General features: G+C 73.6%; 21 protein-coding genes. 15 read left to right on the top strand and 6 right to left on the bottom strand.

All coding sequences use genetic code 11. The features are described from left to right. Positions 1–469 precede the first annotated feature (469 nt). Entirely contained in the window at positions 470–1366 is an 897-nt protein-coding gene (locus tag IXW69_RS07535) for a RecB family exonuclease (protein ID WP_323745230.1), read from the bottom strand. 102 nt (positions 1367–1468) lie between these two features. Here IXW69_RS07535 and IXW69_RS07530 point away from each other — a divergent pair, with 102 nt between their 5' ends. The 9 genes from IXW69_RS07530 to IXW69_RS07495 all read left to right on the top strand — a co-directional run bounded on the left by IXW69_RS07530 (position 1469) and on the right by IXW69_RS07495 (position 10915). After that, positions 1469–2575, top strand: coding sequence for a site-2 protease family protein (locus tag IXW69_RS07530; RefSeq protein ID WP_194785729.1), 1107 nt, complete (start codon positions 1469–1471; stop codon positions 2573–2575). 180 nt (positions 2576–2755) lie between these two features. Next, positions 2756–3124, top strand: a complete 369-nt coding sequence (locus tag IXW69_RS11660; protein ID WP_228525064.1) for an MFS transporter — start codon at positions 2756–2758, stop codon at positions 3122–3124. Beyond that, on the top strand, positions 3040–3597 hold the full coding sequence (locus IXW69_RS07525) for an MFS transporter (protein ID WP_228525031.1): 558 nt from the start codon (positions 3040–3042) through the stop codon (positions 3595–3597). Before IXW69_RS11660 ends, IXW69_RS07525 begins: the two co-directional genes overlap by 85 nt. Positions 3598–3664: 67 nt before the next feature. After that, entirely contained in the window at positions 3665–4582 is a 918-nt protein-coding gene (locus IXW69_RS07520; protein WP_323745229.1) for a polysaccharide deacetylase family protein, read from the top strand. A gap of 45 nt (positions 4583–4627) precedes the next feature. Continuing rightward, a complete protein-coding gene (locus IXW69_RS07515) occupies positions 4628–6412 on the top strand; it encodes an ATP-binding cassette domain-containing protein (RefSeq protein WP_194785728.1) in 1785 nt (594 codons plus the stop codon). A 68-nt stretch (positions 6413–6480) separates the two neighbouring features. Further along, positions 6481–6864: a hypothetical protein gene (locus IXW69_RS07510; RefSeq protein WP_194785727.1), complete on the top strand. Its 384-nt coding sequence runs from the start codon at positions 6481–6483 to the stop codon at positions 6862–6864. Positions 6865–7670: 806 nt separating this feature from the next. Then, complete coding sequence (locus IXW69_RS07505; RefSeq protein ID WP_194785726.1) at positions 7671–7961, top strand: hypothetical protein; 291 nt, start codon at positions 7671–7673, stop codon at positions 7959–7961. Between the two features lie 3 nt (positions 7962–7964). Further along, a complete protein-coding gene (locus tag IXW69_RS07500) occupies positions 7965–9236 on the top strand; it encodes an ATP-binding cassette domain-containing protein (protein ID WP_194785725.1) in 1272 nt (423 codons plus the stop codon). Continuing rightward, positions 9233–10915 carry an ATP-binding cassette domain-containing protein gene (locus tag IXW69_RS07495; protein WP_194785724.1) on the top strand — a complete coding sequence of 561 codons (1683 nt, stop codon included), beginning with the start codon at positions 9233–9235 and terminating at the stop codon, positions 10913–10915. Before IXW69_RS07500 ends, IXW69_RS07495 begins: the two co-directional genes overlap by 4 nt. Here IXW69_RS07495 and IXW69_RS07490 read toward each other — a convergent pair. The 4 genes from IXW69_RS07490 to IXW69_RS07475 form a co-directional block, all read right to left on the bottom strand. Continuing rightward, a complete protein-coding gene (locus IXW69_RS07490; protein ID WP_194785723.1) occupies positions 10851–11822 on the bottom strand; it encodes a GNAT family N-acetyltransferase in 972 nt (323 codons plus the stop codon). The genes IXW69_RS07495 and IXW69_RS07490 overlap by 65 nt on opposite strands. 344 nt (positions 11823–12166) lie before the next feature. After that, positions 12167–13219, bottom strand: a complete 1053-nt coding sequence (locus tag IXW69_RS07485) for a GNAT family N-acetyltransferase (protein WP_194785722.1) — start codon at positions 13217–13219, stop codon at positions 12167–12169. A 20-nt stretch (positions 13220–13239) separates the two neighbouring features. Further along, the gene (locus IXW69_RS07480; RefSeq protein WP_194785721.1) at positions 13240–13461 is read right to left on the bottom strand and encodes a hypothetical protein; all 222 of its coding nucleotides are present in this window, start codon (positions 13459–13461) and stop codon (positions 13240–13242) included. A gap of 111 nt (positions 13462–13572) precedes the next feature. Then, positions 13573–13722 (bottom strand): hypothetical protein, encoded by a 150-nt coding sequence (locus IXW69_RS07475; protein WP_194785720.1) that lies wholly within the window; start codon positions 13720–13722, stop codon positions 13573–13575. A 77-nt stretch (positions 13723–13799) separates the two neighbouring features. On the opposite strand from IXW69_RS07475, the gene IXW69_RS07470 reads away from it, so the two are divergent. From IXW69_RS07470 to IXW69_RS07445, 6 genes are all read left to right on the top strand, one after another. After that, positions 13800–14978 carry a tRNA (adenine-N1)-methyltransferase gene (locus IXW69_RS07470; RefSeq protein ID WP_407646550.1) on the top strand — a complete coding sequence of 393 codons (1179 nt, stop codon included), beginning with the start codon at positions 13800–13802 and terminating at the stop codon, positions 14976–14978. Further along, the gene (gene arc / locus IXW69_RS07465) at positions 14971–16812 is read left to right on the top strand and encodes a proteasome ATPase (RefSeq protein ID WP_194785719.1); all 1842 of its coding nucleotides are present in this window, start codon (positions 14971–14973) and stop codon (positions 16810–16812) included. Before IXW69_RS07470 ends, arc begins: the two co-directional genes overlap by 8 nt. After that, the gene (locus IXW69_RS07460) at positions 16809–18710 is read left to right on the top strand and encodes a proteasome accessory factor PafA2 family protein (protein WP_194785718.1); all 1902 of its coding nucleotides are present in this window, start codon (positions 16809–16811) and stop codon (positions 18708–18710) included. The genes arc and IXW69_RS07460 overlap by 4 nt, the downstream gene beginning before the upstream one ends. A 4-nt stretch (positions 18711–18714) precedes the next feature. Continuing rightward, positions 18715–18903, top strand: coding sequence for a ubiquitin-like protein Pup (locus IXW69_RS07455; protein WP_194785717.1), 189 nt, complete (start codon positions 18715–18717; stop codon positions 18901–18903). Position 18904: 1 nt separating this feature from the next. Continuing rightward, complete coding sequence (pafA, locus tag IXW69_RS07450; protein ID WP_194785716.1) at positions 18905–20365, top strand: Pup--protein ligase; 1461 nt, start codon at positions 18905–18907, stop codon at positions 20363–20365. A gap of 81 nt (positions 20366–20446) precedes the next feature. After that, a complete protein-coding gene (locus IXW69_RS07445) occupies positions 20447–21685 on the top strand; it encodes an FKBP-type peptidyl-prolyl cis-trans isomerase (RefSeq protein WP_194785715.1) in 1239 nt (412 codons plus the stop codon). Between the two features lie 10 nt (positions 21686–21695). Here the strand turns inward: IXW69_RS07445 and IXW69_RS07440 are convergent, their stop codons facing one another. Next, positions 21696–22199: a nucleoside/nucleotide kinase family protein gene (locus tag IXW69_RS07440; protein ID WP_194785714.1), complete on the bottom strand. Its 504-nt coding sequence runs from the start codon at positions 22197–22199 to the stop codon at positions 21696–21698. Positions 22200–22267 lie beyond the last annotated feature (68 nt).

The raw sequence follows: 22267 nt of genomic DNA, 5'->3' as shown, positions 1-22267 counted from the left end.
GGGCGCGCCGCCGGCGGGCCCCGCCCCTCCCCGGCGCGAACGGGGTGGGGTGGGGATTCGCCTGGCCGGGCGTGGACGTGCGGCGTCGTCGACCCGTGCGGGTCGACGCCGACGTCCGGGGGGGGGAGCTGCTCTGTCTCGCTCCGCCTCAGATCGCCCGGACCAGGCGGCGCATACAGCGACACGCTCCGCGCGGTGCGCGCTGCGTGGCGGTGCCGGCCTGGTACGAGGTCATGAGGTGCTCTCCGTGGTGGGGGCGACGGCGGTGCTGCCGTCAGCTGTGCGGCTCGTGAGCCGCTGGGTGCTCGTAACCTAACCGTGACCGGTTGGCGGTGGCGAGAGGCGCTCTCGCGGTGAGACGAGCCTCACGACCTCGCCGTTGACGTCGGCGTGGGCATCGGCCGCGGGATCGCGCTCCTGCCCGGGGGATGCGCGCTGCGCGACCAGCGAGGCGGCCGGTCCTGCGTCCCTACGCCGTCGGCGTCTGACGGGCCGTGAGGAGCTGCTCGAGCCCGTCGGCCGGGATCTCCGGCGTCGTGCCGCCGAAGATGGGGCACTGCGCCTGGAAGGCGCACCAGTCGCACAGGCGCGTGCGGTGCGGCGCGAAGTCACCAGAGGCCGCGCAGTCCTCCACCTCGTCCCAGATCCGCTCGAGCTTCGTCTCCACGGTCTCGAGCTCGGGCAGGCGCGGGTCGTGCGTGAGCGTGCGACCGTCCTTGAGGTAGACGAGCTGGAGACGGCGCGGAGCCTCGCCGCGCAGGCGCCACAGGACCAGCCCGTAGAAGCGCATCTGGAACAGGGCGTCCTCGACGAAGCGAGGGCTCGGCGACCGCCCCGTCTTGTAGTCGACGACCCGCATCGCGCCGTCCGGAGCGACGTCGAGGCGGTCCACGAAGCCGCGCAGGAGCAGCCCGCCGGCCGTCTCCGTCTGCACGAAGAGCTCGCGCTCGGCGGGCTCGAGGCGCATGGGGTTCTCCATCTGGAAGTACGCCTTGATGAGCTCGCGGGCCTCGTCAAGCCAGGGCTCGATGCGGGACTCGTCCTCGAACAGTGTGAGCACCTCCGGGCTCTTGGCCTGGTGCGCCTCCCACTGGGCGGGGAGCATCGCGATAGCGGCCTCCCTCGTCCGCTCGCGCGCCGGTAGGTCGTAGAGGCGCTCGAGGACACCGTGGACGATCGTTCCCTTGTGCGTGGCGAGGGAGCCCGGCTCCGGCAGGTGGTCCACGGTGCGCAGCCGGAAGAGCAGCGGGCACTGCTGGAAGTCCTTCGCGCGCGACGGCGAGAGCGCCGCCCGCTTGCGCGAGCCCTTGCGACGTGGCGTGCTCGCGCCGGGGCCGGTGGGCCGGATGGTCTCGTTCTCACTCACGTGCCGGAACCTATCGCGGGGGTACGACACCGTGCCGAAGGTCTCCACAGGGGAGGCGCCCCGGCACAGGGGACGGACAGCGGCGCCGGATAGGCTCCCCGCATGCCATCGAGGAACGCGCAGCAGGGCTGGGTCCTGGGGAGGATCGGCGGGGCTCCCGTCGTCGTCGCGCCCACGTCCGCCGTCCTGGGCCTCATCATCGCCGCGAGCTGGTTCCCTCTCGTCCGCTCCAGCCTCATCGGCGCCGGGATGGTCACCATCCTGATCGTCGTGCTCGGCACGGTGCTCGGCGTCGCCGCGAGCGTCATGCTCCACGAGCTCGCGCACGGCCTGGCAGGAACGGCCCTGGGGCGCCGGCCCGTCCGCTACGAGCTCTACCTCTGGGGCGGCCAGACCACCTTCGGGGAGGCGCGCGCGTGGCGGCCCTGGAAGGACGTCATCACCTCGCTCGCCGGCCCCGCGACGAACCTCCTGCTCTGGTTCCTGCTCCAACAGCTCCTCGACTCCTCCGCCACGATGCCGTACGAGGCGGCCTTCACGGTGTGGGCGGTCGGCTGGGTCAACCTCGCGCTCGCCGTCTTCAACGCCCTGCCCGGTCTTCCGCTCGACGGCGGCCACGCCCTCGCCGCGCTCGTCGAGCAGGTGACCGGCCGGGCCGACTGGGGGCGGCGCACCGCCGCGGTCGGAGGACTGCTCGTCGTCATCGCCGTCGCCTGGCGCTGGGTGCTCGAGCCGCTCGTCGTCTCCGGGCAGCGGCCCGACGGCTTCGGCCTCATCCTCGCGGTCATGGTCGCTTGGCCCATCGCGCAGACCTCCTGGCGGGTGCTCGGGCTCGGAAGCGGGTCGCGCGCTGCGCGCCGCCTCGACCTCACGACCCTCATGCGGCCCGTCGCGGTGCTCCCCTCGGCCGCCCCGCTCACTGCCGTCCGGGAGCGGCTCGACGGCGGGGCCGCCCTCGTCCTCGTCGTCGACGGCGAGCGCCTCCTCGGCACCGTCGACGAGGCCGGTCTCGGTGAGCTCGGCTCCCTCGACGAGTCGGCGGTCAGCGCCGGCGCCGTGTGCACCGTCCTGCCGCAGGCCGCCGTGAGTGCCGCGACGCAGGGCGAGGCCGCGGCCGAGGCGATGCGCCGCGCCCGAGCCGTCTCACGCTGGCTCGTCGTCCTCCAGGGCGGCCGGGCCGTCGGCGCTGTCCCCACCGGCGCCCGCTGAGCGCAGCGGGCCGTGGCCCGCCCGGCTCGGTCGGCGCACTCGTCACGTGGCCCCCGCCTCCCACCACCCCGTCCCGACAGGAGAACAGTGAGCCTCCGCCGCCGTCCCGAGCCTGTCGTCACCGCCGGGCTCATCGTCGCCCTCGCCGTGCAGAACGCCGTACCGCCCTTCGCCACGGACATGTACTCACCGGCCTTCCCACAGGTGACCGCTGACCTGCGGACCTCGGCGAGCGCCGTGGGCCTCACCCTCACCGCCTTCTTCATCGGTATGGCGCTCGGGCAGCTCGTCGGAGGGGCGGTGTCCGACCAGCGCGGACGGCGCGGCCCGATGATCCTCGGTGGTCTCGTGTGCACCCTCGGCGCCCTCGTGTGCGCCTTCGCGCCGAGCATCGGCGTCCTCATGCTCGGGCGCGTCCTCCAGGGCTTCGGCGGCGGGGCGGCGAGCGCGCCTACCTCGGCTACATGCTCACGAGCGCCTTCTCCGGCTTCGCGATGTTCGCCTACATCTCCTCCTCGTCCTTCGTCCTCCAGGGGATCAAGGGCCTGAGCCCCCTCGCGTACTCGCTCTTCTTCGGTGCGACGGCGGGCTGCCAGATGCTGCTCAGCGTGCTCAACGCGCGGCTGGTCCGCCACCACCGGCCGCGCTCCCTCATGGCGGTCGGGCTCACCGGCTCCGCCGTCGGCGCCGCCGTCGTGACCGTGAGCGTGCTCGCGCTCGACGTCGCGCTCGTGCCGCTGTGCCTCGGCTTCGTCCTCGTCATGGGTTCCCACGCCTTCGTCTTCGGCAACTCCTCCGCGATGGCGCTGTCCGAGGTGGTGCACGTGGCGGGTGTCGCGAGCGCCTTCCTCGGCGTTGCTCAGGCCGTCGCGAATGGCGCCTCGGTGCCGTTGGCCTCCTCGGGTGGATCCAGCACGGCCGTGCCGATGGTCGCGGTCATGGTGGTCGGCGTCGTCGGCGCCTGGGCGAGCTACCTGCTCGTCGGCCGTGTGCACGAGGGGCGTCACCTGCCCGAGTCGTAGGAGGACCGGGACCGTGATCCGTCTCAGGGAGGATCCCGCGGCACGGCGCGCTTCCTAGCCTGGGGGTGTGCACGAGTCCCAGTCTGCCGACCTCACCGTCGGCGCCTCCTCGGTCGACGGCGTCCCAGAGCCGGTCGGCGTCGTTGACGTTCCTGGCCCCAGCGACGGAGGAGCGTCGGCGCTCACGGGGCGGCGCTCCGTGCTCCGGAACGGCCTCGCCGGAGCAGCCCTCGCGGCGGCCGGACTCGTCGTCGGCGGGGGAGCGGGCGCTGAGACGGTCCACCACCTCGACACACACCTGTCACCCACGGCACGCGTCGCACCGCAGCCAACGGGGCTCGGCCACCTGGGTGCCTGTGTGCTCTTCCAGGCGGACCCGTCCACCGGTCTCGCCGCCGTCACCTTCGACGACGGCCCGGACCGGCGCTGGACCCCGATGGCGCTGCGGATGCTCGACGCCGTCGACGTGCCCGCGACCTTCTTCGTCCTCGGCTCGGCGGTCGCCGTGAATCCCGAGCTCGTGCGGAGCGAGGTCGCCGCCGGGCACGAGGTCGGTGTCCACAACTGGGAGCACACCGACGTGTACGGAGTCGACGCTGACGAGCTGCGCGGGTCCGTGCGCCGGACGGTGAGCGCCATCGAGCACGCCGGAGCCCCGACGCCGACGCTCTGGCGCCCGCCCTACGGCCGGATCGACGCGCCCGCGCTCATGGTGGCCGGTGAGCTCGGGCTCGACGTCCTCCTGTGGAGCCGTCACGCACCGAGCGCCGCCGACGCCGCCGCGCTGGCCGGCACCGTGCGTGCCGGCGCCGTCGTCCTGTGCCACGACGGCCGCAGTCAGCCGAACGCCGCGATCTTCCAGGCGCTCGGCCGGTCGATCGCCGCCCTCAAGGCCGAGGGACTGCGCTTCGTCACCGGCTCCCAGCTCCTCGCCGCGGACGAGCGAGTGCGCGCGAGCGCCGCGCACGCTGGCGCTGCGGTCTAGCCTGGCAGGTGGAGGCGTCCCGACCTCCCCCCCGGAGGCTTCCTCATGAACGTCCTACGCACCTCGTGGTGGTCCGTCCGCCTGGCGTGGCGCGCCGCCCCGTTCCTCGTGCTCGCGCAGCTCGCCGCCGTCGTCCTCGACGCCGCGGGCCCCGCCCTCCAGGTGGTTCTCATCGACCGCCTCGTCGACGCCGGGCTGAGGTCTGGGGGCCGGCTCACGGGTGGTGTCGTCGCCGTGCTGGTCGTCGCGGCTCTCGTCTTCGGCCTCAACCGCGCCGTCAACCAGCTCGCCATGACGACGAGCCAGGTGCTCACGCGCCGCGTGCGGCAGGCCTGCGAGACGGACCTCGCCCACGCCATGGCCCACGCAACGCCGGTCGAGCTTATGGACGCCGAGCTCGCCTCCCAGGCGCGGACGGCCTCGGAGTCGATCCGCGCCTACGTGAGCATCCAGGCGCCCTACGTCATCAACTCCCTGCGGGCCCTCCTGTCAGCGCTCTTCCTGCTCATCGCCCTCGCCCCGTACTCCGTGCCTGCGGCCCTGCTCATCGCCCTCGCCTCCCTGCCCGTGCTCGGCGCCTACACGAAGGTCGCCGCCATCGAGGAGAAGGGCTTCCCGGCGTCGTCCGAGCACAACCGCTACGCCTCGTACTACCTCGAGCAGCTCACCTACGAGCGACCCGCCTCCGAGCTCGCGGCGCTCGGCACCGGCTGGAAGATGGCCGACCTCGCCGCAGGACGGGTGCGCGCCGCGGCCGACTCCTTCGTGCGAGTGCTCGTGGACGGCGCGTGGTGGATCACCGGTGCGGGCGTCGTCTCCGCCCTCATGCTCGCCGGCGCACTCGCGCTCCTCGTCACCAGCCCGGCGGCCTCGGCGGGAACGCTGGCCGCGGGAGCCGTCGCGATCCTCTCCGGGATGGCTGCCACCTCCGACGCCGCGTACACGATGGGCGTCGTCATCTCCTCCACGCCCGCGATCCGCGTCTACCGGGAGTTCGTCGAGACTCGCCTGAGCCGGGAAGGTTCGACGGCGACGGTCGGAGCGGTTGCCGCCCCCGCCGGCCGCGTCGACGTCCTCACCGGCGAGGGGCTTACGGTGACCTATCCGCGGGGGAGCCGTCCCGCCGTCGACGGCGTGAGCGTGACGCTCCGGCGGGGCGAGATGGTCGGCGTCGTCGGCGCGAACGGGGCGGGGAAGACGACGCTCGTGCGTCTCCTCATGGGCGTCCTGCGTCCGGACGCCGGAGCCGTCACGGTCGACGGTCAGCCTCTCGACGTGCTGCCAGGACCCGAGCGGCTGGCGCTCTTCGGCGCTCTCTCTCAGGAGTTCGGTCGGTACGAGCTCACCGTCCGCCAGGCCGTCGGCCTGGGGAGCCCCGCGGCCGAGGTCCCCGACGCGAGGATCTGGGCGGCCCTCGACGTCGCCCGCCTGCGGGAGGTCGTCGAGGCCATGCCCGAGGGCCTCGGCACACAGCTCGGTGCCCAGTTCGGAGGGGTCGGGCTCTCCGGTGGCCAGTGGCAGCGCCTCGCCCTCGCGCGCATCGCGCTGCGCGACGCACCGATCTGGGTGCTCGACGAGCCGACGAGCGCCGTCGACGCAGAGACGGAGCGTGAGATCCTCGACGATCTCGGGCGCGACCGGGCCGAGCGGATCACCCTCGTCGTCTCGCACCGCGCCTCGAGCCTGCGGGCGACCGATCGGATCCTCGTCCTCGATGACGGACGCCTCGTCCAGGAGGGCGGCTACGCCGAGCTGCTCGCGACGCAGGGCCGCTTCCGCGAGATCTTCGCGGAGGATGCGTCGGAGGCCGACGGGATGGCGCCCCAGTGAGCATGTGGGAGCGACAATGAGGGTGTACCCGGCGGGGACGCAGGGTTCATGATTAGGAGGAGTGGCTCGTGATGACACGGCTCATGTGGGCGCAGCTGGTGTGCTTCCTCGTGGTCACGGTATGCGGCGTGGTTGGTGCGGTGGGCGGCAGCTCGACGGGCGTGACGACGGCGTTGGTCGGGGTCCTCGGCGCGTTGTGCGTCCTTGGTCGCGCGTGGTGGGGACGCTCCGTGCGCCGCGGAGGCTCCACGCAGGGGCCGGGGCGGTCGCTGTGGTCCTCGCGCCTCGTCAGCGGCTTCCTCGCCGGTCTCATGGCGGCGGGCTTCTACCTCCTCATCGACCAGCTCTGGCTCGGGACGAGTCGCGCGGTTCCGGGTGCCGTCATCGTCGGGGTCGTGGTCGGGCTCGTCCTCGGGTTCCTCGGTCCGGACCAGCCTGCTCGCAGCACGTAGGTCGCGCGACGGGGCACGGGCCCAGTTCTAGGGACTGCTGCGCTGCTCCTGAGGGCGGTGACCGCGGTCGTCGCGACCCTGGTGCCCTCTCCGGCCCTGTCTGGACTACCTAGCGGAGTCCGGACCACCTGAGCCAGTGTCTGCGGTGGTCCACATCCTGTGAGGTGGTCCAAAGAACGGGGTGAGGCCGCCGTGGATGGCGCCCTGCCCCTGAGGACGAGGACGGGCCCTCGGGCCGGGTTGTCTCTCCCGGCCCGAGGGCCTTCGTCGTCGAGGCGGCTCCACGCTCCGGGCTCCCGATCAGACCCGGCAGGTGCCAGCCTCCTTCGTCAGAGCGAACCGTTCGGGCTCCCTAAGACCCTCACGGCTCTCGGAGACCGGCAGGTCATCGGGTTCCCCAACCCTCGCTGCCCGCTCCGTCCGGCGGCAGGAACTATGTAACCCACCGACCCTGGGAGGGCACCGGGACGGAGCCTGTGAAACACCTAGGAACGGGGGGCGGCAGGTGCGGGCGGTCGGCCAACCTCGGTGCGCGGATCGACCGACGTCGGTGCGCGGGCTGACCCCGCGCCCTCGCTCGTGCTCGCATCCATCGCGCGCCGTCGCACCCTCTGCTCGCCCTTGCAACGTCTCCAAGGCGAGCACAGGGTGCGAGCTGGCGCGAACGATGCCAGCTGACCCAGGTGGCGCTGGGCCACGGGTCGTCGCGGCCGTAGGACCATCGCCCCCCCCCGGCGCTGCCACGTCACTACCATGCTCAGTGGTCGCGGTTCCCCGCCGCGAGCCGGATCCCGGGAGGCCCAGGCATGGAGGACGAAGGCGCGCGCTCGCTTCTCCCGTGCGCCACCATACGTCGGGCCGGCCTCGCGTCGGCGACCCTCGCCGCGCTCTCCACTGGCACGCCGCTCCTCCTGGCGGCCCTCTCGGACCGGCTCGTCGCCGTCGCCCAGGCCGATGACCGTCCCGCCTCCTGGGTGCTCCTCGGTGCGACGCTCGTCCTCGTCGTCGTGAGTCTCCTTGCCAGCGTCCTCGTCCAGGCCCGCGCGGAGCGCCGCCGACAGGACGTCCTCGTCGACGCCCAGACCACCGCCACGTAGCGAATGCTGAGCCTGCCCCGCACCACCCCAGCCGGGACCATCAAGGAGCGGCTCGTCGACGACCTCACCGACGTCGTCACCATGCGCGTCCAGACCCTCCCGCAGCTGGCCGTCGCTGCTGTCGTCGCCCTCGTCTCGCTCGTGTGGGTCGCACGGATCAGCCCCTGGGCCCTTGCCTGGGCCGTGGTCGGCTCGCTCGTCACCACTCTGCCCGCCTGGGCCGTCAAGCAGTGGGCCGAGCGCGCCTACGAGGAGACGACCGACGTCGAGGCCGCCATCGACTCCGAGTACTTCCAGGCCCGCGACAGCCTCGACCTCATTCGCACCGAGCGCCTCCAGGACTACGTCCGCGCCCGCGTGCGCCGCCTCGACGACCAGCACCTCAGGGTCGGCACCATGGCCGAGGCGACCGGAGCCGCCGAGTGGGGCCTGTCCAACCTCGTTCAGGCCACCGCCCTGTACGGCTCCCTCCTTCTCGTCCTCTGGCTGGTGGCCACCGGACGCGTCCCGTTCACGGAGGCGGCCGGAGCCGTCATCGTCCTGCGCTCCTTCTTCAGCCTCGTCGGCTCGGGCGCGAGCTCGCTCACCGACCTCTGGGTCAACCGCCGCAAGGAGTCCCGCCTCGCCGGCCTCCTCCGCCCCGAGCCTGAGCAGCTGATGGAGCCCGACGACGCCGCACTCGCCGTCCGCGACCTCGCCGTCCGCGCAGGTGGCGCGGTCCGCTCCCGAGTCCCGTCGCTGCGCCTGGGGGCGGGGGAGTCCCTGCACGTCGTCGGCCCGAACGGGGCCGGCAAGTCCCTCATGCTGCGCGGCGTCGTCGGCCTCGCCGACGCCGACGGCACCGTCGCCTCCGCCCTGCCTGCGGCCGACCTGCGGGCCGGCTACCTGGCGCAGCACGACCCGGTCCTCACGCTCACCCCCTCCGAGCTGCTCGACGACGTCGCCGCGACCGGTGGGGACGCCGCACGCGCCCGGGCCGCCCTCGTCGAGATCCTGGGCCCCGAGGAGGCTGAGCGGATCGCCGACGTCCCGATCGCGGACCTGTCCGGCGGACAGCGCAAGGCCGTCCTCATCGGCGAGGCCATCGGCTCCTTTCGCGGGGTCCTCCTCCTCGACGAGCCGGACGCGCACCTCTCCGCCGACGCCGCCGCCCGCCTCGCCGGCGTCCTGGCGCGTTCCGACGACGCCATCCTCGCCGTCGCCCACACCCCGCACTTCGGGCAGGCCTGGCACGCGCCCGAGCTCCGCGTCGAGCGACCGGAGGAGGACCGATGAGCACCGCCGACAGCGCCCCGGACGCCAGCGTCACGGCGGCCACCGAGCTGGCAGCCGACAGCCCCGTCCTGCCCGCCGCCCGCAGGGTCCTGCGCCGCGACTACTGGCGCACCATGTGGCGCTCCAGCGCCCTGCAGGGTGTCTACCAGCTGCTCTCACGCGGCATCCAGGTCGTCCTCGCGACGACGACCGCGGGCCTCATCGAGGACGCGCTCGGGCGCACGCTCACCGCCTCCCAGGTCCTGCCGGCGGTGCTCGTCATCGTCGCCTCGGCGCTCGTGGAGCCTGCCGCGCTCCTGGGCCGCAATCGGATCCTCCTCGCGGACAGCTATGACCACGAGCTCGCCCTCCTGGACCGCTACCTCCGTCTGCGCCCGTCCCGTGCCGCGCTCCTGTGCACCGGGCAGGTACCGGACCGGCTCATGATCGACCTCGTCCGCTACCGCCTCGACACCCTCGACGTCATCGGCGCTCCTGTCGCCGTCGCCATCGGGGTGTGGGCGGCCGTTGTCGCCGGTGCGTGGAGCCAGTGGTCCCTCCTGCTCGTGGCCCTCGCGGTGGCGCTCCCGATCGCCCTCACCGCCGCCGTCAGCCGGCGCGGCTCGGCCGCCGACGACGCCCTGCGCCGCCAGACGATGTCCCGCACCGCCATGATCCAGGAGGTCGCCGACGCCCACGACCTGTACTGGGCGCGAGGACGAGCCTCCCGCGGCGCCGCCCGGGTCCGCACCGACTGGGACAGCTTCACGGCCGGTCCGGCCCGGCGCACCCTCCGCGACTGGGCCACCCAGCAGCAGGTCGCCACCACCGGCCCCCTGCTCGGCTCGACGATCGTCCTGGCCGGCGGAGCGGTCCTGGCTGCGCACGGGCTCATGGACGCCGGCAGTGTCGTCGGCGCCGCGGTCCTCGTCGCACCCGTGCAGGCCGCGCTCGAGGCCGTCACCACCGCGATCGGCTCCTGGCGCGCTCGCGAGATCGTGTCGCGGCGGCTGGGCTGGCTCGTCGTCGACGAGGACGGCACGCCGGTCGGCGGCACCACCGTGGCGGAGCACTACGCCGTGGACGACGGTGCGGCGATTGAGTCGCTCGAGCTGGGCGGTGTCTCCACGCTCCTTCCCAACGGCCGCCGGACGACGCCGGTATCCGCGTCCCTCGCGCGCGGCGACGTCCTGTGGCTGCGCGGCGACGTCGGCACCGGCAAGACGAGCCTCGTGCGCGCGCTCATCGGACTCGGAGCGGACCTCGACGGCGAGCTCCTCATCGACGGCGCTGCCGGCGAGCTCACCCCGGGGCGGGTGCTCCTCATGCCGCAGGCTCCGTCCTTCCTGTCCGGCACGGTCACCGAGAACATCACCCTGGACCGGCCCGACCTGGAGGCCGCAGCCCGGGGCCGGCTCGCCGTAGCCGGGATGGAGCGCCTCGCGGACCAGGCGCTCGAGCCTGGCGGGCCGAGCCTGTCCGGCGGGGAGAGGCACGTCGTCGCCTGGCTGCGACATCTGCGCCGGACCGGGGGAGTGCGCGTCCTCGATGAGCCCCTCAACGGCCTGTCAGCCGAGGCCGCGGCTGGCGTCATGGGCGAGATCGAGGCCAGCCGCTCCGACTGGATCACCATCCTCATCTCCCACGACGACCGCCCGGCCCGGATGCCCGGGGCCCAGGTCGTCCTGCTCGATGGCTGACACCGCCAGGACGGGGCAGGAACTCGCTCCGGCTCCTCGACGAGCTCGTGGACGCACGTGCTCGCTGTCGGCCGGTAGCCGAGCCGCTCGTACAGGCTGAGGGCGCCGCGCGGGTTCTCCGCGTCGACGCCGAGGCAGGCCGCGTCCATGCCGTCGGCGGCGAAGCGACGCATCTGCTCCGCGAGCAGCGCCGAGGCGAGGCCGTGGCCGCGGTGCTCGCCTCGAGCTGGTCGCGCCACATCTCCGGGGTGGCGTCGACGTGACCCCAGGGGTCTCGGAAGGCGGCGGTGATCGCGGTGCGCACCTGCTCGGATCGGGCCGCGTCCCGGTCCACGAGGTGTACGCCGTCAGGAACGGGGCACGTGGGCAGGTCGCCCAGCGGACGCTCCCTCTTGTAGAAGTACCGTGCCACCGGCAGGCCCGCGCGCTCAGCGAGGTGCCGGGCGTCCACCTGGTCGGCGGTCGCCATGAGACGGAGCCTCATCGGCCCGAAGCCGCGCTCGCGCGTCGCCGCGTCCCAGCAGCGGCCGTGCGCGAGCTCCCACGCGAGGACAGCACGCCCGAGGCCCCGGCCCCGGTGGTCCGGATGGACCGCGCCGCCGAGGAACACGCTGCGCACCTCGGTGAGGGGCCGGTTGCAGCCCGCCCAGGCCGTCGCGATGATCTGCCCGTCCCGGTCCCGGCCAACGAGCGTGTCCTCCTCGGGGACGGAGCGCGGCGAGTCCACGTAGTCGACGAGCTCGGCGAGGGAGGTGCGCTCAGGATTGGCTTCATGCTCCTCGACGACGGCGTAGAAGGCGGCGACCTCGGGCGGCGCCTCACGGGTGAAGGGCGTCCAGGTGAGTCCGTCGAGCGCGTCGAGCGCAGCTCGGGCCGCGGTCTCGCTCAGGGCTGCGGGATCAGTCATGGGAGTGAGTCGAGCACGGGCGCCGCACGGTGGTTAATGGACGGGGTCTCGTGCAGGCGTGGGGGAGCAATGGGAGTCGTGCGCCGGAGACGTGGTCACTTCTCGTGACTTTCGGCGTAAAGCAGGACGGAGCCCAGTGGAGAACCCCGTCATTCCAACGATTGACGTGCGACGCGTGCGGCGTTGCGGACGGAAGTCACGAGAACTGACCAGCTCGGCGCGTCGTCGCCGGTCACGGAACCCGAGACGGCGACCTCTTGCGGATCCCGACCAACCCGGACCGCCTCCTGAAGCGTCTGCGCCACGTGCCGGCCGGGCCTCGTCATCCTGCAGGCGCGGTTCCACTACGAGTGAGCGGGCAGGGTCACCCCGTCCGTATGAGCCAGGACGTCCGAACGGAAGCCCTCGAGATCCGCCACGAGGGCGTCGGTGCGGAAGCCGAGAGCCCGGTTGATCGCCAACATGTGGGTGTTCGAGTCGTCCGTGCTCGTCCAGACGCTCCGCTGCGGGAGGTCGAGCTCGAGGGCTCGACGCTCGACGGCGCACTTGAGCACGAGTCCCAGGCGGTGCCCGCGGTGCTCCGGGAGGACGAGCGTGCCGCCCACCTCGATCGAGGCTCCGGGGCTCGCCGGCACGTCGAGCGAGCTGTAGCCCGCCACCGCGCCACTCGGAGTGAGCGCCACGGCCTCGATTCGATGACCGCCCCCGGCGAGGAGGTCCTCGAGCGCCGTCGTGTACTCCGCGGCCGAGCGCTCCACCGGGTGCACGACGCGATCACCAGTCGGCGCCTCGGCGACCACCATCCCACTGAGCCGACCCATCTGGTCACGCAGGCCTTCGGGGACGCCGTCGACGAAGCACTGGACGCCGTAGCCGGCGGACACCTCCGGATCGAGCTCATCCAGGACGCGCCCGTCGACCGGCCAGTCCTGGACGAGGTCGTGGGCCATCGAGGTCACCCGCATGCCGCGGCGCTCGGCCCAGTGCCGTGCGGGATGGTCCGACGAGAGCGCCCCCGGCGTGATGATGTTGCCCCAAGCCCTCGTGGCGCGGGCGGGCGCCAGCTCGAGAGCGTGGCGCAGCAGCGCGGTCCCGGTGCCCGCGCACCTGTGCCGGGCGTCAACGAAGACGTCGACGCTCACGACGTCGTCGTTGCCGCGCGTGGTCTCCCAGGTGACGGTGGCGACGCCGACCGTGGACCCGGCGTCGGCGGGGCCGCGGACCGCGAGCGCGTACACGAACTCGCGGCCAGGAACTCGGTGACGGAGCCGGCTCACCTCAGCAGCGGAGTCCAGGGCCGCCTCGACTCCCACGTTCTCGACGACCTCCGCGTGACGCAGCCGTGCGACGGCCGTCGCCTGCGCGTCATCGCCCAGGTCGACGTCGATGATCCTCATGCTCCGAGGGTATCGCCGGGTCAGAAGACCCAGCGCGCCACCATCGCGTCGTAGGGGCCGGCCTTGGAGGACGGGTCACCCTGGGGCAGCATCCCGAGCGCTGGCTCCGGCACCACGTTGCGCATGACCATGGTGGCCTCGGCATCACCCAACGTGACCTCCACCTGCCAGCCCCACACCTCGAGGTAGGTCGCCTCGAGCCGGGCACCGCCGTCCTCGGTGCGCTGACCGGTCAGCGTCATGGAGCCCGGGTGCTGGTGCCACGTGTCGAAGAGCGTCGCGGTGACTGGCCCGTCCTCCGGCTTCCCGGAGACGAGGAGGACGCCCTCCTGCTCGCCGTCGTCGGGGTGGACTCACGTGTAGTGCAGGAGGAGTGCCTCCCCGATGGCGGAGACGGCAGCGCTCGACGGGCCCTCGGCGAGCGCGTCGGCGGGCATGAGGCGGAACCCGCAGGTCCCGGTGGGGCGGCGGGCGCCCAGCTCGGTGCTCGGGTTGGAACTCATGGCAGGACGTTGTGCGAGCTCCCCGCAGGACGGACGACGACGGGCCTTGCGGTCCGTCCTCACTACACTCTCCAGTGATGTCTGAGCAGATGACCGAGCCGATCCCCGAGCACCGCCCCGCGCGTCCGGAGGAAGGGACTGCCCCCATCCCCTCGGGTCCCTCCCGGTTCGACGAGAATGACCCCGCCGAGCCGCGCCAGGCCATGCCCAAGCTCCCGCCGCGCACCGTCACCCAGGAGGTCCTCGGCCAGGCGGGGCGACGCGGCCCCTTCCGCTACGGGGAGCGCGTCCAGGTCACCGACGCCAAGGGCGCCAAGCACACCTTCCAGCTCGACGCCAAGGGCTACTTCCAGTCCCAGCGCGGCAGCTTCTACCACCGCAACGTCGTCGGGCTGCCCGAGGGCACCGTCCTCCAGACCGAGTCGGGCCACGAGCTCCTCCTCCTGCGGCCGCTCCTCGCCGACTACGTCCTGTCCATGCCGCGCGGCGCGCAGGTCGTCTACGCGAAGGACTCCGGCCAGGTCATCGCCCTCGGCGACATCTTCCCGGGCGCCCGCGTCCTCGAGGCCGGCGTCGGCTCCGGCGCCCTCACCATGAACCTTCTGTCGGCCGTCGGGGAGACTGGGCACCTGCTCTCCATCGAGCGCCGCACCGACTTCGCCCAGATCGCCGCCTCCAACGTCGACTCCTGGTTCGGACGCCACCACCCCGCCTGGGAGCTGCGCACCGGCGACTTCGCCGAGGTCACCGCGAACCACGTCGAGGACGCCAGCGTCGACCGCATCGTCCTCGACATGCTCGCCCCCTGGGAGAACATCGAGGAGGGCGCCCGCGTCCTCGTCCCCGGCGGCCTCTTCCTCGCCTACGTCGCGACCACCACCCAGCTGTCCCGCACCGTCGAGGCGCTGCGCCACTCGGGCCTCTATACCGAGCCCGAGTCCTGGGAGTCGATGGTCCGCACCTGGAACGTCGACGGCCTGTCCGTGCGTCCCGACCACACGATGGTCGCGCACACGGGCTTCCTCCTCACCGCGCGGCGCCTCGCGGCGGGATCGAGCCCGCTCACCCGCAAGCGCCCGCCCGCGCGTGGCGCCTACGACGACGGCGGCTACTGGATCCCCGAGGACGTCAAGGAGCGCACGAGCACGGACCGCAAGGTCAGGCGCGTCCTGCGCGACTGCCTCGCCAAGCAGCCTGAGGACCGCACCCCCGTGCTCCCCGGAACACCCCAGAAGGAGGCGGACCAGGATGCCTGAGCCGCTCGGAGTACCCGCCCGCAGCTTCGCGGACCACCAGCTGCGCGAGGCCCGTGCGGAGGCCATGAGCCTCGCCTCGAAGAACGAGCGCCTCGTCAAGGCCCTCACCGTCGCGCGTGAGCGCATCGCCGAGCTCGGCGAGCAGCTGGATGCCGTCACCCTCCCGCCCGTGTCCTTCGGCGTGCTCACCGGGATCCCGGGCGCACCGTCCCGCCCGGACACAGATCCTGAGACCGGGCGCGCCGTCCACGCCGGAGCGATCCGCCTGGGCGGCCCTAACGACGCCGCCGCCCGCGAGCGCGCGCACGGGGCCCACGAGCACGCCGCCTCCCACGCCTACCCGCACGTGGGCGCACCCGCCACGGCGCGCCCGCGGGAGGCCGACGTCCTCCTCGGCGGCCGCCCCATGCGCCTCGGCGTGCACCCGGCGGTCGACCTGGACGCGCTCGCCGTCGGCCAGCTCGTGGCCGTCAACGACCAGCTGCTCGTCGTCGACGCCCTCCCGCCCGCGGACACCGGTGAGGCCGTCACCCTCGACGAGATCCTCCCCGGCGCTTCCGACGCCCCGGGCTCTCGTGACCGTGAGCCGGTCCGCGCCCTCGTCACCACCGGCGGCGGCGCCACCCGCGTCGTCACCCTCGCGGGCATCATCGACGTGGACGCGCTCCAGCCCGGAGACACGCTCACCGCGGACCTGCGCGCCAACGTCGCCACCGCCGTCGTCGAGCGCACGAGCGTCGAGCAGCTCGTCGTCACCGAGACGCCGGACGTGTCATGGGAGGACGTCGGCGGCCTCGGCCCGCAGATCGACGAGATCCGCGACGCCCTTGAGCTGCCCTTCACCCACCCCGAGCTGTACCGCTGCTACGGCCTCCGGGCCCCCAAGGGCATGCTCCTCTACGGGCCTCCCGGTTGCGGCAAGACCCTCATCGCCAAGGCCGTCGCCAGCTCGCTGGCGGCCTCCGCGGCCTCGGCCACGGCCGACGACGGCGCCGTCCAGCCCCGGTCCGCCGCCTTCCTCAACATCAAGGGCCCCGAGCTCCTGTCCAAGTTCGTCGGCGAGACCGAGCGGCAGATCCGCGCGATCTTCGAGCAGGCCCGCAAGGTCGCCGCCGAGGACCGTCCCGTCGTCATCTTCTTCGACGAGATGGAGGCCCTCTTCCGCACCCGCGGCACCGGCGTCTCCTCCGACGTCGAGACGATGATCGTCCCGCAGGTCCTCGCCGAGATCGACGGCGTCGAGTCCCTGCGCAACGTCGTCATCATCGGCGCCTCCAACCGCGAGGACATGATCGACCCGGCGATCCTGCGCCCGGGCAGACTTGACGTGAAGATCCGCATCGACCGTCCCGACGCGGCCGGCGCCCTCGAGGTACTCGCCAAGCACCTCACGGCCGACCTGCCTCTCGACCCCGCCGAGCTCGCAGCCCACGACGACGACCGCGAGGCCACGGCCGAGGACATGCGCGGCGCCGTCGTCGAGTCGCTCTACGCGCGCAGCCCGCAGCGCGCCGTCCTCGAGGTCACCTACGTGACCGCGGTGCAGGAGACGCTCTACCTGGCCGACCTCGTCTCCGGCGCCATGCTCGCCGCGGTCGTCGCCCGCGCGAAGACGGCCGCGATCAAGGACGAGCTCGCCGGGGGGCCAGGTGGTCTGTCGACGCCGCGGCTCCTGGCTGCCGTCGACGTCGAGGCCCGTCAGAACGAGGAGATCACCGGCGCGGCCAACCCCGAGGGCTGGTCGCGCGTCGTCGGGCACCGTGGCGAGGCGATCCGCTCCGTCCGCCGACTCACCGCCGAGGCCAGGACCGAGACCCAGGAGGAGCGCGCATGAGCCAGCAGCCCGCAGCAGGTTCGACGGCGGCGCAGGCCGGGACAGCGGGGGAGCGCCGGCCCGCTCGCGCCGCCCTCGGCCCCGTCACCCGGCCGGTCGGCCTGGAGACCGAGCTCGGCGTCCTCCAGCCCGGCAACCCCTACGCCAACCCGGTGGCCATGGCCAGCCGCATCGTCCAGGCCTACGGCGGCGTCTCCCGCAAGGGCCTCCTGGGCGCCGAGGGCGCGCCCGCGCCCGCCGTGCGCTGGGACTATGAGGGGGAGGACCCGCTGGCCGACCTGCGCGGCGGGCACCTCGACCGGGCGGCCGCCCACCCGAGCCAGCTCACGGATGACCCCGCCCGCCCGGCGCCCTCCGGCGACGCGCCCGGCCCGGTTCCGGCGCCCTCCCTCGACCTCCCGACGGACACCGCCGCCGGCAGCCCGGCCTCCACGCCGGCCACGTCGCCCTCCACGCCCGCACCCGCCAACGACGTTGAGCTCCCGCCCGCCCCCTGGGGCACCCGCCCCCGCCCGAGCGCCGCCGAGGCCGCCCTCCCGCGTGCCACGACCGCAGTCCTGCCCAACGGTGCCCGCCTCTACGTCGACCACGCGCACCCCGAGTACTCCAGCCCCGAGGTCCTCACCCCGCGCGACGCCGTCACCTGGGACCGCGCCGGCGAGGTCGTCGCCCGGCGCGCCATGGTGGCGCTCGCCGCCGGCGAGGGCGGCACCGTCGCCGACGACGTCGTCCTCTACAAGAACAACGTCGACGGCAAGGGCGCCGCCTACGGCTCGCACGAGAACTTCCTCGTGCGCCGCGACCTCGACGTCAACGTCCTCTCCGCCGCCCTCATCCCCTTCCTCGTGACCCGCCCCGTCCTCGTGGGCGCCGGGCGCGTCGGCATCGGGCAGCGCAGCGAGCACGCCGGCTTCCAGGTCGCCCAGCGCTCCGACTACGTCGAGAACGACATCGGCCTGCAGACCACCTTCAACCGGCCCATCGTCAACACCCGCGACGAGCCCCACGCGGACGCGACCCGCTTCCGCCGCCTCCACGTCATCAACGGCGACGCCAACCGCTTCGAGGTCCCCATCTACCTCAAGGTCGCCACGACCGACCTGCTCCTGTGGTACCTCGAGCGGGCCCACGACCGCGGCGAGGGCCTCGACGACCTCGTCGGCATGCGGATCACCGCGGACCCCGTCGAGGAGCTGTGGGCCATGTCCCACGACGTCACGCTCTCCTACGAGCTCAGCACCGCCTCCGGGCCGATGACTGCCCTCGCGATCCAGCGCGCCCACCTCGTGGCCATCGCCGACGCCGTCACCGCCGACCTCGGCGGCACGGACGCCGAGCACGCGGGCACGGAGACGGCCGAGGCCCTGGCCCTGTGGGACGAGGTCCTCACCGAGCTCGAGGCCTACGCCGCCGCGGCCGCCTCCGGCGACGCCGCCGCCCTGGCTCAGGCCACGAGCACCGCCGCACGCGACGTCGAGTGGCTCGCCAAGATGCAGCTGTGCGAGGGGCTGCGCGCCCGCGGCGGACTCGCCTGGGACGACCCTCGCCTCGCGGCCCTCGACATCCAGTGGGCGGACCTGCGCCCCGGCAAGGGCCTGGCCGAGAAGGTCATCGCCGCCGGCCGCACCCGCCGCCTCACCACCGACGACGCCATCGAGACCGCTGCCGACGCCGCACCGCACGGCACCCGCGCCCGCCTGCGCGGCGAGGCCGTCGCCACCGTCCGGCAGGTCGTCGGAGCCTCCTGGACGAGCCTCGTCCTCGACGTTCCCACCCGGGCCGGCCTCCTGCGCCTCGCGCTGCCCGAGGACGTCGTCCTCGACGACGACGGCGCCGACCGGCTCCTCACCGCGATCCGGGACGCGGCCACGACCACCACCGCACCTGAGGGACACTGAGCACATGAGCGTGAACTCCCAGATCCAGCCCACCGGCGGCCCCGACGACAGTGAGGACGCTGGCACCGCAGCCTCGACGACGGGCCAGACCCAGGTCTCCGGCGTCGACGACATCCTCGACGAGATCGACTCCGTCCTCGAGACGAACGCCGCCGCCTTCGTCCAGGGCTTCGTCCAGAAGGGCGGCGAGTGAGGTGACGCAGCCGCCGGGGAGTGCCGCGTCGACACCAGCTCGCCGCATCATCGGCGTCGAGACCGAGTACGGCCTCACCTGCGCCTCCACGACCGGCGGCCAGCCGCCGCTCGACGCCGACCACGCCGCCCGGGAGCTCTTCGCGCCCGTCGTCGAGCGCGGTCGCTCCTCCAACGTGTTCACCCGCGGCGGCGCCCGCCTCTACCTCGACGTCGGCTCCCACCCCGAGTTCGCCACGGCCGAGTGCGACCGCCTCGAGGACCTCCTGGCCCAGGACCGGGCCGGCGAGCTCACCATGGCCGACCTCGCCGCCACCGCCAACGAGCGCCTCGCGGCCAAGGAGGTTCCGGGCCGCATCCACCTTCTCAAGAACAACCTCGACGCCGAGGGAACCGGCTTCGGCTGCCACGAGAACTACCTCGTCCGCCGCCGCGGGGACTTCTGGAACGACGCGCGCACGCTCGTCCCGCACCTCGTCACCCGGCAGCTGCTCGTCGGCGCCGGCCACGTCCTGCCGCCCGCACCAGGCTCCCCGGCCGGCAGCCCGGCACGCTTCGTCTTCTCCCAGCGCGCCGACCAGATGGAGGACGCCGTCTCCTCGGCGACGACCCGCTCGCGCCCGCTCATCAACACCCGCGACGAGCCCCACGCCGACGCCGAGCTCTACCGCCGCATGCACGTCATCGTCGGCGACTCCAACGTCGCCCAGGGCTCTACGCTCCTCAAGGTCGGCGTCATGGACCTCCTCCTCGACTACCTCGAGGAGGGTGGCTCCCTGGCGGACCTCCGGCTCGCGAACCCTATGACGGCGATCCGGGACACCTGTCACGACCTCACGGGCACCGTCCCGCTCGAGCTCGCCGACGGGCGCACCATCACCCCGCTCGACCTCCAGACCGAGCACCTCTCCCGCGTCCGCGCCCACACCGCCGGCATGGACCTCACCGGCCTCCAGCGCCAGGCCCTCGACCTGTGGGAGCGGGGCCTCGACGCCGTCCGGGCCGGCCGTCCGCAGGACGTCGCCACCGAGCTGGACTGGGCCGCCAAGCACCAGCTGCTCACCCGCTACGCCGAGCGCGCCGGCGCGGGCCTCGACGACCCGCGCATCTCCCGCCTCACCCTCGCCTACCACGACGTCAGCCCCACCGACGGACTGCGCCTCAAGCTCGAGAAGGCCGGCCTCCTGCGCCGCTACGTCGACGACGACGCCGCCCGCGCCGCGGTCACGACCCCGCCGGCCACGACCCGCGCGCACCTGCGCGGCACCGTCATCGGCCGCGCCGAGGACCTTCGCCGGGACCTCACCGCCGACTGGGTCAATCTCAAGCTCGACGACGGCCGCACCCCCGCCGTCGCCCTGCGCAACCCCTTCGCCACCCAGGACGAGCGGGTCGACGAGCTCCTCGCCCACATGGAGGAGCCGCTCGAGGGCTTCGCCTTGGAGCTGCCTTCCGGCGTCTGAGGGAACGAGCAGCACCCCGTCCACAGGCTCACGCGGGAGGCCCCCGCGGGAGCATGGCGCTCTGCGATACTCCACCCACCGATGAGCACTCCCGACACCCCTCCCACGGAGCACGATGACGCGCCCCGCACGGATCCTGCCTCGCAGCCCGCGCCCGGCAGGCCCGCCGAGCCCGCCCCGGTCACCGGCGCCCAGCGCGCGATCGGCCGCGCCCTCGGGCGCCCCCGTCCTCGCGGCCCGATCGCGATCGGGCTCGCGGCCCTGGCCGCCGTCGCGATCGTCCTCGTGCCCGTCGGGATCGCGGGCCTGCTCGGGGGATCGGCGTCGGGCGACGCGACGGGCGCGGCGAGCGCCACGCCGACCTCCGTCTCGGCGGACGGTCCCGTCGGATCCGTGCTCAGCGTCTCCGGACGCGTCGGCGCCGTCCCCGTGCTCACGCTGCGCGGCCCGCTCGAGGCCGCGACCACCGTCCACTCCGACGTCCTCACTCAGGGCGACGGACGAGAGGTCACCACCGGCGACGCCGTCCTGCTCTCCGTCGCGACCTTCTCCGGCCTCACCGGGGAGAACACGACCGGCACCGAGTCCGGCACCCGCCTCTACCGCGGCCTCCTCGAGGAGAAGGACCTTGGCTCCGCCCTCGCCCGTGCCCTCGATGGCACCGCAGAGGGCTCCCGCGTGGTCCTGCGCGCCCCCGCCGCCTCCACCGACGGCTCCGCCTCGACCGAGATCACCGTCGTCGACGTGCTCCCCACGCTCGCTCAGGGCGACGAGCGCGACGCCCCCAAGGGCGCCCCGAAGGTCTCCGTCGACGGCGCCGGTGTCATGAGCATCGACGTCTCCGGCACCAAGGCGCCGAGCTCCTCGACGGCCGCCACCCTCATCGAGGGCACCGGTCGCCAGGTCACGGCCGCGGACCGCGTCATCGCCCGCTACGCCTCGGCCGGCTGGGACGGGCACCTGCGCTCGTCGACCTACGGGGACACGGTGGTCCCGGGCGTCATCGACATGCGGTCGACGCTGGACGGCATCGCGCGGTCCCTCGTCGACGTGCCCGTGGGCTCGCGCGTCCTCCTGCGGCTCACGGCTGACCAGGCGCGGGGCGACGCGCCCGTCACCGTCGTCATCGACGTCCTCGGGGTGGCCGACGACGACCAGCTTCCGGCCGCGACGGCCACCCCGAGCGGCGAGGTGACGAGCGCACCGACCGCCGACGCGGTCGTCGTCGTCACGCCGCGCCGGGCCGCCACCGGCGGCACCGCGTTCCCGACGCCGAGGAGCGGCTCGCCCACCGCGTCGCCGAGCCCCGCGCGTCCCTGACCCGACGTCCTCAGCCCTGCCGCACCACGACGTCCGGCCCCCAGCCGGGACGTCCCCGGCCGGCCGGGGGTCGCCACGCGCGGTTCACCTCGCGCTCCTGCTCCTGCCACGCGTCGACGTCCCAGTCGTAGACGTCCCGCGCCGCGATCCGCGCCAGCCGCAGGGAAGCAGGGGCGGTGACGAGGACCCGCAGGACCGCGAGGTGCGGCAGCGGCCGCGCCGCGGCGGCGAGCGCGCCGCAGCCCTCCATGACCAGGCATCCGCCCTCGAGAGGTGGGAGCGCCAGGGGACGTCCCGGCGCACCGGTCTCCCAGTCCCATGTCGCGAGCGTCGCACCGTGACCGCGGTCAAGGGCCGCCAGCGCCCCACCGCAGCGCCGGGCCCCCTCGGCGAGCCCCGACCACCCGGGCACGTGCTCCTCGACGGCGAGCAGCCTCGCGCGGGGAGCGCGACGAAGGACGCCTCGTGCGAGCCAGGACTTTCCCGAGCCCGTCAGGCCGTCGACGACGAGCACACGGCCCCTGCAGGCCCTCGTGCGGTGCGGGGCCGGCACCTCACCCGCCCAGTCGCTGAGCCGGTGCT

It is taken from the genome of Actinomyces haliotis, from assembly GCF_015355765.1.
GTDB lineage: Bacteria > Actinomycetota > Actinomycetes > Actinomycetales > Actinomycetaceae > Actinomyces > Actinomyces haliotis.
The sequence above is the reverse complement of the archived record's forward strand: the minus strand, read 5'-3'. Positions and strand labels throughout refer to the sequence as shown.